The sequence below is a fragment of the Kitasatospora sp. NPDC049258 genome (assembly GCF_040678895.1).
In the GTDB taxonomy this organism is placed as follows: domain Bacteria; phylum Actinomycetota; class Actinomycetes; order Streptomycetales; family Streptomycetaceae; genus Kitasatospora.
In genome coordinates this window covers 38320-54446 of the sequence record NZ_JBFAQT010000032.1, presented here as the reverse complement: position 1 = coordinate 54446, position 16127 = coordinate 38320, and the positions used below count along the sequence as shown (strand labels likewise).

The window sequence follows — 16127 nt, the reverse complement described above, 5'->3', positions numbered from 1 at the left end:
AAGGGGTCCGGCCCTCCGGCGTTTCCGCTCCGTGGAATGTGCCAGAACGTTACCTAACTTTTTGCCGGGCCCGGCTGCGGTTCCCGTACCCCCGCGGGGCATCGCGGCAGCGCCGCGGGCCGGTTGGGGCACAGGTTGAACCACCCCGGAGAAGCCTTGGATTCGACGGGGTTTTTTGCGATCCACCTTTGATTCATGTGCCGTTCATCGAAGTTAACAAGTCGGACAAAGAAGAAGATTGCCGCACGTGACCATGGGATCCGATCCGGACAGCCGATCGGGCAACGGATTCCGAAGGAGATCGGCGTTGACGCGCCCGATCCCGTCAGGTTCCATGACGCTTCGGGAGCGACCAGGAAAAGACACCGGCCACGCCGTTCGGAGGCGATACCGCTCCCGCCCCCCATCAGCGCCCCAGTCGATCGGACCCCGCATGACCGACACGCTTCCCCCGCAGGTCGTCGCCGCCCCCGAGGCCGGCCCGACCACGGCGGGGACGCCGAAGAAGCTCACCCGTTCGATCGGCGTCGTGGGCGGCACCCTGCTGACGCTCTCCTGCGTCACCCCGGCCTCCTCGCTGTTCGTCCTGGTCCCCGGACTGTTCCAGACCCTCGGCACGGCGACCGCGATGTCGATCGCGATCGGCTCGGTGCTCTGTATCGCGGTGGCGTTCTGTTACTCCGAGCTCGGCACCCTGATCCCCAGCGCCGGCGGCGAGTACGCCATGGTCGGCACCCTGGCGGGCCGCTTCTCCGGCTGGCTGGTGTTCATCCAGTCCCTGATCGTGGTGATGATCGTGCCCTCGGTGATCGCCATCGGCACGGCCGACTACCTCGCACCGATCATGAACGTCGACGCCAAGTGGGCCGGCGCCGCGGTGATGCTGGCCGCCACCGTGGCCGGTCTGCTGGACCTGCGGGCCAACGCCTGGATCACCGGGGTCTTCCTGGTGCTGGAGGTCATCGCGGCCGGTGTGGTGTCGGTGCTGGGCTTCTCGCACAGCGAGCGCGGGGTCGGCTCGATGCTGCACGGCGCGCTGGGCGACGGCGCCGGCGCCACCAGCGCGGTCGGCTTCGGGGCGATCCTCGCGGCGATGGGCACGGCGCTCTTCGTCACCCAGGGCTTCTCCACCGCGATCTACCTCTCCGAGGAGCTGGAGAACCCCCGCCGCAACGTCGCCCGCACCGTGCTGTGGACCCTGGCCCTGTCGGTCGTGGTCATCCTCGTCCCGGTCGCCGCGATCACCATGGGTGCCCCCGATCTGGACGCGCTGACCAACGGCGACGTCTCCGCGCTGGTGGCCGGCTGGAGCAACTCCGCGGTCGGCACCTTCATCAGCCTCTGCATCGCGCTGGCCATCATCAACGCCGGCATCGTCATGGTGATCCAGAACTCCCGGGTGCTGTTCGCCTCCGGCCGCGACAAGGCCTGGCCCGAGCCGGTCAACAAGGCCTTCGGCGCGCTCAACCGGCACGGCGCCCCGTGGGTCTCCACCCTGGCCGTCGGCATCCCCGGCGCGGTGCTCTGCTTCGTCCCGAACGGGCTGCTCACCAACATCACCGGGGTCGCCGTCGCCGCGCTCTACCTGCTGGTCGCCGTCGCCGCGCTGTTCTCCCGCAAGGGCCGGCACAAGACCGCCCCGGCCTGGCGCCAGCCGCTCTGGCCGGTGCTGCCCGTGCTGCTGATCGTGGTGCTCGGCTACGTGCTCACCCAGCTCGACGTCACCGCCCTGCTGTGGACCGGCGGGATCACCGTCGCGGCCAGCCTGTACTGGCTCTGCTACCTGCGGCCCCGGCAGGACGACCGCTGGGTGATCACCATCCCGGAGGACGGCGAGGCCTGAGGCCTCCCCGCGAACGGCCGGTGGCCCCGAACCCGCACAGGGTTCGGGGCCACCGGCCTTGACGCGCTCAGACCTGCTGCTGGCCGCGCCGGCGGCGGAAGTCCCGCAGCACCACCGAGCCGCCCGCCAGCCCGGCGACCGCCAGGGCTCCGGCGGCCAGCACGAAGGTGCCGGTGCGCCGGTCGCGGTCGGCCTGGGTCTCCGCCAGGCCGAGCGGCTGCGCCACGATCGGGGCGGAGTCCAGCTTGACCTTGGCGTCCTCGTGCGGCACCGGGTCCTGGTCCGGTCCGCCCTGGACCGCCTTCACCGGGTCGACCACGCCCCAGCCGATGAACTTGTTCCAGCCCCGTTCATTGCGCTGCGCGCTCTGCTCGATCCGGGCCCGGACCTGGGCCGCCGTCCACGTGGGGTACATCCCCTTGAGGATCGCGGCCACGCCCGCCACGTACGGGGTGGAGAAGCTGGTGCCGTTGTCCACGCAGTGGCCGCCGGCCGGGACGGTGGACAGCATGTCCACCCCGGGTGCGACCACGTCCAGGAACTTGCCGTACTGGGAGAACGGGGCCCGCTCGTTGTTGCGGTCCGAGGCGCCGACCGCCAGCACGGTGTCGAAGGCCGCGGGGAAGGTGTCGCCCTCGTGCCCGTCGTTGCCGGAGGAGGCGACGACCACGATCTGCTTGTCCTCGGCCCGCTTGAGCGCCGCCTTCAGCTCGTCCTTGAAGGCGAAGTTGCCCTCCTCGCCGGTGGCCCGGACGTCCTGCGAGATGTTGATGACCTTGACGCCCTTGCCGACCGCGATGTCGATCGCGGTGATCAGCGAGCTGACGTCGCCGTTGCCGTCGCTGTCGTTCTGCCGGATGCTCAGGATCGAGGCGTCCTTGGCCAGGCCGACGAAGCCGGTGCCGCCCATCGGCTTGGCGGCGATGATGCCGGCGACCTTCGTCCCGTGCCCGACCTTGTCGGTGAAGCCGTTGCCGCCGTCCGAGGCGCCGGTCTGGCGATCCTTGAGCAGCGAGCTCCCGTCGACCACCTTGTCCCTGAGCTGCGGGTTGGAGTTGTCCACACCGGTGTCGATCACCGCGACGGCGACATCGCTACCGGTGCCGGCCTGCCACAACTCGTCCAGCAGCACCCGCTGCAGGGCCCACGGGGTGCTCGCCACCACCGGTGACGGGAAGGTGCACTCACCCGCGGCGGCTATCGAGATCGGCGCCCGCTCCCCGCCCCCCGGGCTGTCCGCCCGGGGCGGCGCCGCGTACGCCGGCCCGGCGGCCAGCGCGCCGACCGCACCCAGCACCACGCACACCGAGGCCGCCCTGCGGTACGTACCCAACGACACCTGTCTACCCCTCTGTTCCACACGATGCCGTGCGCGCCGGTGCGACGCGCGAAGGGCGGGCGCCCTGCCGGACGCCCGCCCCACTGTCAAGCAATGTGCCGCCCCCGGCCCCCGGCCTGGGAGCCGCTCATCAGCCCCAGACCGCGGCGTTCTTCTGCTCGGTGGCCTGGTAGCTCTGCGCCGCGTTGTCCAGCGCCGTGGCGATCTGGCCGAGCACCTGCTGCAGGTCGGCGGCCTTGGCGTCCCACTGCGCCTGCCGGGCCTGGTAGCCCTCCTGGGCCGAGCCCTCCCAGCTGGACGCGATGCGCTGCACACCCGACTTCAGGTCGTCGAGCTGCGACTGGATGCGCGCAGCGGTCTGCCGCACCTCGGAGCTCGCGTTCTGGATGGTCGAGAAATTGACGAGAATGCCGCCGTTGTTCCCGGACATTGTCTCTCCTTGTCGATGAGACCGTCAGCGCCCTGCGCGGGCCCCGCGGTCATGGCTTGGGATGCGGTGCGCCCGGGAGGGCTCAGCCACCGATACCGGACAGCGAGGACTGCTGGTCCTGCTCGGTCGCGGCGTAGAGCTTCGTGGTGGCCTCGATCGCCTGCTTGATCTCGTCGAGCACCTTGTTCAGTGCGTTCGCGTCCTCGTTGAACCGCGACTGCATCTGCTGGTAGGCGGCAGCGGCCGCACCCTGCCAGCCCGACGCGATCTGGTCCACGAGCGAGTTCAGCTTCCCGATCTCACCCTGCACCTGCGCGTTCACCTCGCCAATGCGGTTGGCGAACGCGTTCATCTCCTCAGCGGTCGTCCTGAACTGACCAGCCATGATCCACCGTCCCCCATGAGACAGACTTCATCCGGGATAGTCCTGGCACGGTCTACCCTTCGGACACCACGGTGTGATGTCCCAGAGAACTTTAGCCGTCCGGCGCAAGACCCCCAACACCGGGTGGCGGGTAGTTACCAGACCATGACACTGCGCCGGGACGCGGAATGACGAACTGTCACGCGTTCTGCGGCTGGGTGGCCGCGAAGGTGTTCAGCACGCCGCCGCCCGGTACCAGCTTCGACCAGGCGACCGGCACCAGGGTGGGGGCCACGTCCTTGTAGCCGAGCCTCGCCTGCGCCTCGTTGCCCTCGGTCTTCTCCCCGGGCGGGGCCGCGGCCGCCGAGGCGGAGGGGTTCGCGGCGGAGCCGGTGGGGCCGTCGTTGTTGTTCGGCAGGGAGTAGCGCAGACCGGTCTCGGTGATCAGGAAGTCGCTGCCCGAACTGTCCTGGCCGACGTTGTCGACGGCGCGGTAGAGCAGCCCGTGGCCGGGCGTCACGTGCGCGCTGAGCGAACCGGCCGCGACCGTGGCCGGGTACTCGGTGCCGGCCCAGACCGAGCGCTTGACGGTGTTCTTCTCGATCCCCTCGAAGGTGCTGCAGATGACCGAGCGGGAGCCGCTGCCGGTACCGGAGTTGGCCGCCTTCTCGATCTTGCTGGTGGGCATGTCCGGCGTCGCCGCCATCCGCGCGGTGTCCATCTTGGGCGTCAGCGCGGCATGGTCGGCCGGGGTGAGCTGGAACGGTGCCGGCGCCTTCTGGTCGTACGCCGCCGCCAGGCCGGGCCAGTTGAGGAGCAGCTCGGCCTGGAACGGCGTCACCGTGTACAGCTGGTCGACGCCGACCACGAAGAAGCGGTCCTGGAACTGCAGCACCCGGCCGACCCTGCGCTCGGCCGGGGCGGAGATCGGCACCGAGGACTTGGTCACCGTGCCGGCGACGTAGCCGGGGATCGCCGGGAAGGTCACCGCCTTGCCGTTCTCCAGCGTGGCCAGCCACTCCGCGGTCACCTGCTGCGGCTTGGCGTTGCCGCCGAACAGGGCCGCCTCCATCGCCGTCTGGTCGCTGTCCGAGGCGCCGGCCCGGCCGACCGCGTGGCGGACACCGTTGGCGTCCACCAGGTACTTGCTGCCCGGCTGGCCGGGCTCCTGGACGAACAGCGCCTCGCCGTCGGCGAGCTTCTCGCCCGGCTTGGCCAGCCGGTCGGACTCCTGGCCGGCGGCCACGAACACCGACTGGCCGATCGCCACCTGGGCGTCCTCGGCGTTGCCCGGGCGGTCGCAGACCGACCACCGCTTGGCCTTGCCGGCGTCGTCCGCCTTCGGCAGCCGGTCCGGCGCGTACGGGATGCCGATGGTGGCGCCGCGGTTCTTGTACTTGTCCAGCACGCTGTCGGCGACCGGCATCACGGTCGCGCCGGCGGGCAGCACCAGCCGGGCCGAGGACATGTTGAGCACCTGGTGCAGCACCATGTCACCGCTCTTGGGGTCCTTCAGCACCACGTACCGGGTGGTGGACTCCTTGGCCTGGATGATGTATTTGCCGCTGTCCCAGTTCACCGGCGCGGCCGGCTTGATCACTCCCCACATGCCGAAACCGGCCACCGCCACCGCGGCCACCACGAAGCTCGGCAGCACCGCCCGCACCGGCCGGGGCGCGTCCTCGTCGTTGCCGCCGCCGCTGGGCTGCAGGAATGCACCCACCATCCGCTTGCGTGCGAAGGTGTAGGCGTTCAGCTCGTCCCGGCGTGATGCCATGCTTGTCGTCTCCCCTGTATGACCGACATCTGTGCGTTCGTCAGCACTCGTCCGCAGTGCGCGAGTCTGCCACCCGGCGGGCGAGTGCCCCGGCCAACCCTCTACGATGCGGCAGCAGACGGTGAGTACGGTACGGGTACGGTTCGCCGACCGGCCAACCGGGCCGTGATATCTGATCAGAGAGGGCCACTCGGGGGATGCCAAGCCAGTCCGCTCCTGCGCGACGCAGCACATCGCACGGCCGAACGTCGGGCAACCACGACCGGGGCCGGACCGCGCCGACCGGCGCGGTCACGCCGAAGGTCCACCCGCGGCCGGGGCTGCTGACCAGCCGCCTCCGGCTGCAGCAGCTGGTGCTGTTGGAGGTCGCCGCGGCCCTGGTCGCGGTCGGTTGGACGATCAGCCCGATGATGGCCGGCGCCTTCGCGGTGCCCGCCGTCCTGCTCGTCGTCGTGGCCCTGCTGCCGCTCGCGGGCCGGACCGCCAGCGAGGGGATCCGGGTCCGGCTCGCCCTCAAGTCGCGCCGCCGCGAGGCGCAGTACAACGTGCCGCCGCCGGGCACCGACCCGGCCCTGGCCCCCGCGCTCGAACTGGAGCCGGCGCTGCGGACCTACACCCACGCGACCGAGACCGACCTCGGGGACGGCCGTCCGATGCGCCGGGAGACCGGCATGGTCGGCGACGGCACCTTCCTGACCTCGGTCCTGCTGGTCCAGGCCAAGGACCAGCCGCTGCGTCCGCACCGGACGGCCCTGCCGCTGCCGCTGGACGTGATCTGCTCGGCCCTCCAGGTGGACGACATCAACCTGGAGTCCGTGCAGCTGGTCCAGCACACCCAGCCCGCCCCGGCCCCGCACCTGCCGGACCAGTCGCTGGCCTTCCGCGCCTACCACCAGCTGCCGGACGGTCTCACCACCCCCGGCCTGCGGCTCACCTGGGTCGCGCTGAAGCTGGACCCGGAGCGGGCGGCCGACGCCGTGCTGGCCCGCGGCGGCGGCGAGGAGGGCGCCCGCAAGGCGCTGCAGCGGGTCACCGACCAGCTGGCCGGCCGGCTCAACAGCGCCGGGTTCACCGCCACCGTGCTCGACGAGCGCGAGCTGATCGCGGCCCTGGCCATCTCGATCTGCGCCAACCCGATGGCCGTGGCGGGCCGGCAGGGCACCGGCGGCGGCGGGCTCGGCGCCCGCCGGACCCAGGAGAGCGGCAAGTTCTGGCGGATCGACGACCGCTGGCACAGCACGTACTGGATCTCCAAGTGGCCGCAGCTCAGCCGCCCCGGTGGCGCTCCCGGCCGGATCTCCGCCCCCGACCTGGTCAACCTGGTCACCGGCTCGCCCGCGCTGGCCAGCACCTTCAGCCTGACCGCCGGCCGGGGCCTGGGCGGCTCGGTCGCGATCAGCGGCCACGTCCGGGTCACCGGGCGCAGCGAGAGCGAGGTCGCCCAGGTCGGCCGCCTGGTGGAGTCCAGTGCGCAGAGCGCCGGCGTCGGCCTGACCCGCCTCGACCTGGAGCAGGCACCCGGCCTGCTCGCCACGCTGCCCCTGGGAGGGACTTCCTGATGGCCTATCAGAGCTACCCCGTCCAGGCCCAGCCCCAGCCCGGCGCCGACCAGCCCCTCCCGCCCAGGATCCGCCCCGGCTTCGGCCTGCGCGGCCCCAGCCGGGAGAAGCACGTGCTCACCACCGAGGACCTGGGCGCGCTGGCCTTCCCGGTCGGCGACGACGGTGTGCTGATCGGTGTCGACCCGCAGCAGCAGCCCGCCGTGATCGGGCTGTTCCGCCCGTCCTCGTACGAGGTGGTGCTGGTCGGCGGCATGTGGACGGCACAGATCATCGCGCTGCGGGCGGCCGCCACCGGCGCCCGGGTCGCGGTGGAGACCGGTCGCCCGCAGGCCTGGGCGCCGATGGCGCAGGCGGCCGGTGGCGGCCAGCCCTGCGTCACGGTGCACCAGGTCGGCCGGCTCGGCGCCCAGGGCGCCTCGGTGGCCTCGCCGGTCCTGGTGGTCCGCGACCTCGGCGCCCGCCCGGCGCGCAGCCGGCTGTCCGCCACGCCGTGGCAGACCACCCTCACGCTGCTGCCGTACCTGGGGCCCAACGCCTCCCGGGTGCTCAACGCGGCGGACCTGGTCGGTCTGCAGCGGATCTCCCCGCAGGAGTCCGACCTGGTCGGCCGGCTGCTCTCGCTCGGCAGCGCGGAGGTCTCGGCGCTGCCCACGCTCGGGGACAACATCACCCTGTGGGCGACCCGGATGCGCCGTCAGTACGTGATGACCAATCCCGGCGAGGCCGAGGCCCAGGTGCTCGGCGCCCCGCGCCGGATGGACTGACCTCGCGCCCCGTACGCCAGCCCGGCCCGTGCCGGCCCGCCCCCGGCAGGGCGGGCCGGCACGGGTGCTTGGCCCGCACGCGGGGTAGGCGGGGCGCCGGACGGCGTTCACTCCTCGGGCGGTCGGTGCGGTCCGTCCCGGCCGGTCCACCACGGGGTGAGATGGATACCGCCTTCTGATGACCACGGATCACGTCCTAGTCTTGTTGCCGACGGTACCGCGCACAGCGGCGGCGAAAACGAGGGAGCCAAAGTGAGCAGCGATCGGGACGGCGTCTACGTCGGCGACAACGCGGCGGAGGACGACGACGACTGGTCCGATGCCCCTGACTACACGCCACCGTCCTGGTACACGCAGAGTTCGGACGGCGCACCGGCGGCCCCCGCGCCCGCCCCCGTCACGGCGGCCCCGGCGCCGGCCCCGCAGGCCGCCGCCCCGCCGGTCGCGGTGCCACCGCAGCAGGCCGCCGCCGCGCCGGCCCCCGCCGCCCCGGCCCCGGTCGCCGCCGCCCCCGTCGCGCCTGCTCCTGCCGCTCCCGCGCCCGCCCCGGCTCCCGTCACGCCGGCCCCCCTCGCCGAGCCCGCCCCCGTCGCCGCAGCTCCCGTCGCACCGGCTCCTGCCCCGGTGGCGGCCGCGGCGGAGCAGCCGCCGGTCGAGGCGGCGGTGCAGCCGGCCGCCGCCGAGGCGGCCGCGGTGCCGGTCCAGGCCGCGGCCGAAGCGCCGGCCCCGGCGCCCGCTCCCGTACCGGCCCCCGCCGAGCAGCAACAGCAGCAGCTGCCGCCGCAGGCCTGGCCGAACCCCGAGCAGGCCGCGCACCCGGGCCCGCCGCAGGCGTACCAGCAGCAGCTTCCGCCGCAGGCCCCGCCGGTCCAGCAGGCGCCGCCCGCTCCGCCGTACCCGCAGCAGGCCCAGCCGCAGCAGGCCCAGCCGTGGGCGCCGCAGCAGCAGCCCCAGCACCAGCAGCCGCCGCACCAGCAGCCGATGCCGCCGGTCGCCGACCCACGCCAGGGCGGCTGGCCGCAGCCCACGCAGTACCAGCAGCCCCCGGCGTACCCGCAGCAGCAGGGCATGCCGCAGGCGCCGGCCGCGTTCCAGGGCGGCGCCCAGCAGCCGACCGCGCACGGCGCGGCGCTCGGTTACACCGCGGCCGTCGAGCTCTCCTCGGACCGGCTGCTGCGCGGCCAGCCGAAGCCGCAGCGCCAGCAGCCGCGGTTCCAGTTCGGCGGCAAGGCGGCGCAGGCCGACCGGGCACGCAAGCTGGAGCTGATCCGGACCCCGGTGATGACCTGCTACCGGATCGCCGTGATCAGCCTCAAGGGCGGTGTCGGCAAGACCACCACCACCACCTCGCTCGGGGCCACCCTGGCCAGCGAGCGACAGGACAAGGTGGTCGCCATCGACGCCAACCCGGACGCCGGCACGCTCGGCCGCCGGATCAAGCGTCAGACCGGCGCCACCATCCGCGACCTGGTGACGGCCATCCCGCACCTGCGCAGCTACATGGACGTCCGGCAGTTCACCTCGCAGGACCTCAACTCGGGCCTGGAGATCGTCGCCAACGACGTGGACCCGGCGGTCTCCACCACCTTCGACGACTCGGACTACCGCCAGGTCATCGAGGTGCTCGGCCAGCACTACCCGATCATCCTGACCGACTCCGGCACCGGGCTGCTCTACAGCGCGATGCGCGGGGTGCTCGACCTGGCCGACCAGCTGATCGTGGTCGCCACGCCGAGCGTGGACGGTGCCAGCAGCGCGTCCACCACGCTGGACTGGCTGTCCGCGCACGGCTACGCGGACCTGGTGCAGCGCAGCATCACCGTGGTCTCCGGGGTCCGCGAGACCAGCAAGATGATCAAGATCGAGGACATCGTCGCGCACTTCCAGACCCGCTGCCGCGGCGTCGTGGTGGTGCCCTTCGACGAGAGCCTGGCGGCCGGCGCCGAGGTCAACCTGCAGATGATGCGGCCCAAGGTCCGGGACGCCTACTTCGAGCTGGCCACCCTGGTCGGCGAGGACATCGCGCGCGCCCAGCAGGGCGGCGGCTGGCAGGCCCAGGGCTACCCCCAGCAGGGCTACCCGCAGCAGCAGCCCCCGCCCGGGTACCCGCAGCAGCAGCCGTACCCCCAGCAGGGCGGCTACCAGGGCGCCCCCGCGCCGGGCGCGCCCTGGGCCCCGCAGCCCGGCCAGGCCCCGCCGCCCGGCTACGGGCAGGGGCAGCCGGGGCAGCAGCCCTACCCCCAGCAGGGCGCCCAGCAGCCCCCGCAGGAGTGGCTGCAGCAGGGCCGGCCCGGGCAGCAGCCCGGATACGGCTACCCGCCGCCGCAGGACCAGGGCCAGCAGCCGCCCCCGCCCGGGTACGGCTACCCCCAGCAGCAGTGAGCAGCCGCTGACACGCCTCGGCCCGTCGGACGATCCGTCCGACGGGCCGAGGCGTTCTTTGGCGACGGGCCGTCAGGGCGCCTCGGTCAGCTCGCGGGCCCGCTTCACGTCGTCGGCCATCCGGTCCAGCAGCGCGTCGATGGACTCGAACTTCTCCATCCCGCGCAGGTAGGTCAGGAACTCCACCGCGACGTGCAGGCCGTAGAGGTCCAGGCCGACCCGGTCGATGGCGTACGCCTCGACGGTGCGCGCGGTGCCGTCGAAGGTCGGGTTGGTGCCGACCGAGATCGCGGCCGGCATCCGCTCGCCGGCGGCGGTCAGCCAGCCCGCGTACACCCCGTCCGCCGGGACGGCACTGTGCGGAACGGTGTCGACGTTGGCGGTCGGGTAGCCCAACTCGCGGCCGCGCTGCGCCCCGCGCACCACGATGCCCTCCACCCGGTGCGGCCGGCCGAGCACCTCGGCGGCTCCGACCAGGTCGCCCTCGGCCACCAGCCGGCGGGTCAGGGTGGAGGAGAACGGCTCGCCGCCCCCGGCCGCGCCGCGCACCTGCAGGTCGACCACCTCGACCTCGAAGTCGTCGGCCCGGCCGAGCTCGGCGAGCAGCTCCACGTTGCCGGCGGCCCGGTGGCCGAAGCGGAAGTTCGGGCCCTCCACCACCAGCCGCGCGTGCAGCGCGTCCACCAGCACCTGCTGGACGAAGAACTCCGGCGACTCCTTCGAGAACTCCAGGGTGAAGGGCAGCACCAGCACCGCGTCCACCCCGAGCGCCTCGATCAGCTCCGCGCGGCGGGGCTGCGGCGCCAGCAGCGGCGGATGGCTGCCCGGCCGCACCACCTCGCTGGGGTGCGGGTCGAAGGTCACCACCACCGACCTGACGCCCAGCTCACGGGCCCGCTCCACCACCCGGCTGATGATCAGCTGATGACCGCGGTGCACACCGTCGAACGATCCGATGGTGACGACGCTGCGCCCCCAGTCCCCGGGGATCTCCTCCAGGCCACGCCAGCGCTGCACCCTGACCGCTCCTTGTTCCTATGCCGTGGTTGCCGTGCCTTGCACGCCCGGCGCACTCGAACACCCAAACCTGATCCCCTATAGCGTGCCATGCGCCCGTCCCGGCTTCGGCACCGGAACGGCCGCTGCGCGCGGCGCCGGAAGCGGGCCACCGCGCTCCGCCTCGGCCGCGGCGTACTGCGGGTCGCGCCCGGCCGCCGCCAGCGCCCGCATCCGGGCCAGCAGCGGACCGCCGGGCGGCGGCGGCTCCTGCGGCGGCCACTCGGCCAGCAGCAGCGCGAACCCGGCCGAGCGGCCCGCGCAGCGCACCAGCAGCGCATCCGCGCCGGACCAGCGGGCCCCGATCCGCCGGACCAGCTCCCGCAGCCGCACCGGCCGGTACTCGGCCGCACGCTCCACCAGCCCCTCCAGCACCGCGGCGAGCACCTCCTGGTCCCGTTCGGCGGCCAGCAGGGCGTCCAGCAGCCGCCCGCGCTCCGGGTCCGCAGGCACCGCGAGCAGCACGGCCAGCGCCCGCCGGGCGGCGGGCGGAGCGGTGATCACCTCGGCCAGCAGCGGCCGGACGTCCCGGCCGAGCGCCAGCAGGCGGTCCAGGTAACCGGCCAGCAGCGCGGCCCGGTCCGCGCGCTCCCGCAGCAGCTCGGCCACCAGCAGCATGCCCTGCCGGGCCACCGCCGGGTCGGCGGCCTCCGCCAGCACCCGCAACGCGGGGGCCGCGGCCGCCCCGGGCCGGCCCAGCCGCTCCCGAAAGGCCGTCAGCACCGCCTCGGGCCGCTCCGCCAGCGCCGCCGCCAGCACCTCGGCCGTGACGAACGGATCGTCGGACCGGTACGCCGCCAGCGCCTCGGCCAGCACCTGGGCCCTGGTCACCGGATCCCGGACCAGCAGGGCCAGCGCGGCTCCGTGCAACGCCGGTTCCTCCTCGCGGGCCAGCAGCACCCGGGCGGTGTGCCGCAGCAGCCGCTGCCCCGAGCCGGTCGCGTACGGCGCGGTGCGCAGCGCGTGCACCGCGGCGGCCACATGGCGCTCCGGCCGCGGGTCGTGGCTCCACCGGTCGACCGCCCGGCAGAGCGCGGACGGCTCCTCGGCGGCGAGCAGGCCCAGCAGCCGGTCGGCCCTGGGGTGCGCGGCGGCCACCAGAACCTCCGTCAGGTCGTCCAGTGCCAGCCGGCGGTGGGTGAGGAGCAGGTCGCCGGCGAGCGCGGCGGCCGGCTCGGAGACCTCGAACCAGTCGCAGAGCAGCGGGATCACGGTGCGCGGCGCCGCCGTCAGCAGCTCGGCGGCGACGGCGGCGAAGGGCTGCTCGGAGCCGTCCGCCCGGACCAGCCGGCCGATCAGCGCCAGCCGCTCGGCCGGCTGCAGGGCCAGCGCCGACCAGAAGCCCGGCCCGAACCGGGCGTCCCGTTCGGCCCGCTCGGCGAGCAGCTCCAGCAGCGCCAGGTGGACCGCGGGCTCGGGGCTGGCCGGCAGCACCTGCGCCAGCAGTCGCCCGGCCCACCAGTCGCTCTCGCTGCCGGGCTCGGCGGCCTCCAGGGCCTGCCGCAGCCGGTGCAGCCAGGCGTCCAGTGCGGGGGCCCCGGCCGTCCTGGCCAGCCGGTCCAGCGCGGCCGCCACCGGCCCCACCCGGTGCCGGGGGACGCCGTGCACCGCCGGCCCGGCCCCGGCCGGTGCGCCGTCGGCGAGCAGCAGCCGCAGCGCGCGGTCCAGATCCAGGTGCAGGCTCTGCAGCCAGTCCGAGGCCTCCTCGTGCGGCATCCGGAAGCCCGGCCCGGCCGGTACGAACAGCCCCTCGGCCAGCACCGCGGGGCCCCAGCCGCCGGCCGCCGGGAAGAGCCGCTCGAAGTCCGCGGCGGCCAGCGCGCCGTGGCCGGTGCCGAGCATCAGCCGGGCCGCCTCGTGCACCCGGCCGGCCACCACGGCGGCCAGCCGCCGGACCCGGCCGGCGTCCTCGCTGGCCGGCGGCGGGGCGCCCCGGCGGTGCGCCCCGGAGCGCCGCGGCCGGGCCCCCGCCGCCAGCCGCCGGGCCACCCGCAGGCAGCCCAGGTCCAGGTGGGCGGCGAACAGCTCGGGCCGCCCCGGCACCGGATCCGCCACCCCGGCCGCGACCAGCTCCCCGGCCAGCCGGACGGCCAGCGGGTGGGCCGCCTCGGCCGGGCCGAGCCGGTCGGCCGGCACTCCGTAGCGGCGGGCGGCCCGGGCCGCGGCGTCGGCGGGCAGCGGGCCGAGCCAGTGCACCCGGGCCTCGTGGCGGCCGCCGGCCAGCCGCTCCCAGCCGTCCGGTCCGGCGGCGACCAGCAGCCGGGCGCCGGTGGCCGCCAGCCACTCGGTGCTCGCCGCGAGCCAGCCGGGTGGCGGGGTCTGCGGGGCCTCCTCCGGAGCATCGAGCACCACCAGCAGCGGGCGCCGGGCCCGCGTACCGATCCGGGCCGCCTCGCCCGGCTCCGGCGCCCCCACCCCGAGCAGCCCGGCGGCCCGGGCCAGCGCGCGGGCGACCGGAGCGGCCAGCGAGTCGTCCGCCGGATCGAGGTCGCCGCCGCGCAGCCAGAGCGTGGGCAGCGGCCGGCCGCCGCCGGTCCGACGGACCACCAGGGCGGCCATCTCGGTGGTCCGGCCGCTGCCGAGGGCACCGAGCAGGACGGTGACGGGCAGCTGCGGCTCCTCGCCGCAGATGCCGTCCGGGCGGTCGACCCGGTCCGCCGCCAGGGCGGCGATCCGGCCCGGGCCGGCCGTCGCCGTGCCGAGCTGGACGGATCCGAGCTGGAGCAGCCCGGCCAGGTTGAGCGCCCGGCCGAAGGCCGGCACCTGGGCCGCGTTGCGCTCCAGCAGCTCGGCCAGCGCCCCCTCGGGAGGGTCGTCCGGGCGGAGCGCGGCGGCCGTCAGCACGCCGGGGCGGCTGCTGCGCAGCCCTGGCGCGAGCACGCCGAGCACCGCGCCGGTCTCGGCGTCCAGCACCGGCGCGCCGGCCGGCGGCGGCGGGGCGCCGGGCCGGTCGGGCTGGAGCAGCAGCGCCCCGGGCACGGTCAGGAAGCCGTCCTGCCACGGATATCCGGCGGCGGCCCGGCCCAGCACCCCACCCGGGAGCGGCCCGGCCTCGCCGTCCCGGACCACCAGGACCGGCCACTCCCCCGCGCCGGCCGCGATCGCCAGCGCCGGCCCCGGCAGACCCCCCACCGACTCCGTCCGCAGCAGGGCCAGCCCGTGCCCGGGCAGTGCCTCGATGCTCTCCGCTCCGAGCACCCGGCTCTGGCCGCCGGGGGTGTGCAGCACCACCCGGTCGAGGCCGGCCACGGTCTCGTGCGCGGTGACCACGGTGCCCTGCCGGTCCGCCAGGAACCCGAGCCCGCGCAGCCGTCCGTCCAGATCCCGGACCAGCAGCAGTGCCTGCGCCGGATCCGCCGCCGCACCGGAACACCTTCCGGCCATCCCGCTCCGCCTCCCGCACCGGGCCGGTCGGGCGCCGGACCGGGCCCGCCGTGGCGGTCGTGACCGCCGCGGGGAGCCTGCCCAGCGCGGTGGGAGCGCCACCCCACCCACGCCGTTCACCACGGCTTTTCACCTCGTGCGCTCCCTCGTGGGAGTGAACCCGGGGTGAACCGGGGCCGCGCCGGCGTACTCCGGCCCGAACAGCAGCAGGCCGCCGCCCGGAATCCGGACTGCGGCCTCGGGGGCGGGCGGTCAGCCGACGAAGACGGCGACCGGGCGCGCGGTCGCGCCGTGCTCCTCCACCAGCGCGAGGAAGCGCCCGTCCGGGTCGAAGACCGCGATCGGGCCGTCCACGCCCAGGCCCGGGGCCCGCAGCTTCATCCCGTTGGAGAGCAGCCGGGCCTGCTCGGCGTCGATGTCCCAGCGCGGGAAGGCGGCGGCCGCCGCCTCCGCGATCGGCAGCACCTCCAGCTTCTCCTCCAGCTGCTCCAGCGTGCGGGCCGACTCCACCCCGTAGGGGCCGACCTTGGTCCGCCGCAGGGCGGTCAGGTGGCCGCCGACCCCGAGCGCCTCGCCCAGGTCGCGGGCGAGCGCCCGGATGTAGGTGCCGGAGGAGCACTCGACGGTGACGTCCAGGTCGATCACCGGGGTGCCGTCCTCGGCCACCGCCGTGCGCCGGTCGTGCACCGTGAAGGAGTGCACGGTGGTGGGCCGCGCGGCCAGCTCGAACTCCTCGCCCTCGCGCACCCGGGCGTAGGAGCGCTTGCCGTCGATCTTGATGGCGCTGACCTTGGACGGCACCTGCATGATCTCGCCGGTGAGCGCCGCGATGCCGGCGTCGATCGCCGCGGGGGTGACGCCCTCGGCCGAGGACGAGGTCGTGACCTCGCCCTCCCGGTCGTCGGTGACGGTGCTCTGCCCGAGCCGGACGGTGGCCTCGTAGGTCTTCGCGGTGAGCATCAGGTGCCCGAGCAGCCGGGTGGCCCGCTCCACCCCGATCACCAGCACGCCGGTGGCCATCGGGTCCAGGGTGCCGGCGTGGCCGACCTTCCTGGTGCCGGCCAGCCACCGGAGCTTGGCCACCACCCCGTGCGAGGTGATGCCTTCCGGCTTGTCGACGATGACCAGGCCGTCGGGGCCGGTTCCCTTGCGCTTCATGGGCTCTTCTCTGTACGGGCGAACGGGCGGGCGAACGGGCGGTCGGACGAACGGGCGGACGGGCGGAC

11 protein-coding genes are annotated in these 16127 nt (G+C 74.5%); 4 read left to right on the top strand and 7 right to left on the bottom strand.

Going from position 1 to position 16127, the window contains the following annotated elements; all coding sequences use genetic code 11:
• The first annotated feature begins 433 nt into the window (after positions 1-433).
• Positions 434-1843 (top strand): APC family permease, encoded by a 1410-nt coding sequence (locus tag AB0K43_RS23975; protein WP_363642996.1) that lies wholly within the window; start codon positions 434-436, stop codon positions 1841-1843.
• Positions 1844-1910: 67 nt separating this feature from the next.
• Here the strand turns inward: AB0K43_RS23975 and mycP are convergent, their stop codons facing one another.
• The 4 genes from mycP to eccB form a co-directional block, all read right to left on the bottom strand.
• The gene (mycP, locus tag AB0K43_RS23970; RefSeq protein WP_363642994.1) at positions 1911-3176 is read right to left on the bottom strand and encodes a type VII secretion-associated serine protease mycosin; all 1266 of its coding nucleotides are present in this window, start codon (positions 3174-3176) and stop codon (positions 1911-1913) included.
• Between the two features lie 136 nt (positions 3177-3312).
• A complete protein-coding gene (locus tag AB0K43_RS23965; RefSeq protein ID WP_363642992.1) occupies positions 3313-3612 on the bottom strand; it encodes a WXG100 family type VII secretion target in 300 nt (99 codons plus the stop codon).
• A gap of 82 nt (positions 3613-3694) precedes the next feature.
• Positions 3695-3997, bottom strand: coding sequence for a WXG100 family type VII secretion target (locus AB0K43_RS23960; protein ID WP_350642556.1), 303 nt, complete (start codon positions 3995-3997; stop codon positions 3695-3697).
• A gap of 178 nt (positions 3998-4175) precedes the next feature.
• Positions 4176-5753, bottom strand: coding sequence for a type VII secretion protein EccB (gene eccB, locus AB0K43_RS23955; protein ID WP_363642989.1), 1578 nt, complete (start codon positions 5751-5753; stop codon positions 4176-4178).
• Positions 5754-5950: 197 nt separating this feature from the next.
• Between eccB and eccE the strand changes: the two genes are divergently transcribed.
• The 3 genes from eccE (at position 5951) to AB0K43_RS23940 (ending at position 10461) form a co-directional block, all read left to right on the top strand.
• Positions 5951-7312: a type VII secretion protein EccE gene (gene eccE, locus AB0K43_RS23950; protein WP_363642987.1), complete on the top strand. Its 1362-nt coding sequence runs from the start codon at positions 5951-5953 to the stop codon at positions 7310-7312.
• On the top strand, positions 7312-8079 hold the full coding sequence (locus AB0K43_RS23945; protein WP_363642985.1) for a hypothetical protein: 768 nt from the start codon (positions 7312-7314) through the stop codon (positions 8077-8079). The genes eccE and AB0K43_RS23945 overlap by 1 nt, the downstream gene beginning before the upstream one ends.
• 252 nt (positions 8080-8331) lie before the next feature.
• A complete protein-coding gene (locus tag AB0K43_RS23940; protein ID WP_363642983.1) occupies positions 8332-10461 on the top strand; it encodes a MinD/ParA family protein in 2130 nt (709 codons plus the stop codon).
• 72 nt (positions 10462-10533) lie between these two features.
• On the opposite strand, the gene AB0K43_RS23935 is transcribed toward AB0K43_RS23940, so the two are convergent.
• From AB0K43_RS23935 to truB, 3 genes are all read right to left on the bottom strand, one after another.
• On the bottom strand, positions 10534-11478 hold the full coding sequence (locus tag AB0K43_RS23935) for a bifunctional riboflavin kinase/FAD synthetase (RefSeq protein WP_363642981.1): 945 nt from the start codon (positions 11476-11478) through the stop codon (positions 10534-10536).
• 78 nt (positions 11479-11556) lie between these two features.
• On the bottom strand, positions 11557-14901 hold the full coding sequence (locus AB0K43_RS23930; protein ID WP_363642979.1) for a serine protease: 3345 nt from the start codon (positions 14899-14901) through the stop codon (positions 11557-11559).
• A gap of 252 nt (positions 14902-15153) precedes the next feature.
• Entirely contained in the window at positions 15154-16059 is a 906-nt protein-coding gene (gene truB / locus AB0K43_RS23925; protein ID WP_363642977.1) for a tRNA pseudouridine(55) synthase TruB, read from the bottom strand.
• Positions 16060-16127 lie beyond the last annotated feature (68 nt).

Coding starts and splice junctions, on each gene's coding strand:
- eccB (WP_363642989.1), bottom strand. CDS start 5,753: ATGGCATCACGCCGGGACGAGCTGAACGCCTACACCTTCGCACGCAAG.
- AB0K43_RS23930 (WP_363642979.1), bottom strand. CDS start 14,901: ATGGCCGGAAGGTGTTCCGGTGCGGCGGCGGATCCGGCGCAGGCACTG.
- AB0K43_RS23945 (WP_363642985.1), top strand. CDS start 7,312: ATGGCCTATCAGAGCTACCCCGTCCAGGCCCAGCCCCAGCCCGGCGCC.
- AB0K43_RS23965 (WP_363642992.1), bottom strand. CDS start 3,612: ATGTCCGGGAACAACGGCGGCATTCTCGTCAATTTCTCGACCATCCAG.
- AB0K43_RS23960 (WP_350642556.1), bottom strand. CDS start 3,997: ATGGCTGGTCAGTTCAGGACGACCGCTGAGGAGATGAACGCGTTCGCC.
- truB (WP_363642977.1), bottom strand. CDS start 16,059: ATGAAGCGCAAGGGAACCGGCCCCGACGGCCTGGTCATCGTCGACAAG.
- eccE (WP_363642987.1), top strand. CDS start 5,951: ATGCCAAGCCAGTCCGCTCCTGCGCGACGCAGCACATCGCACGGCCGA.
- AB0K43_RS23975 (WP_363642996.1), top strand. CDS start 434: ATGACCGACACGCTTCCCCCGCAGGTCGTCGCCGCCCCCGAGGCCGGC.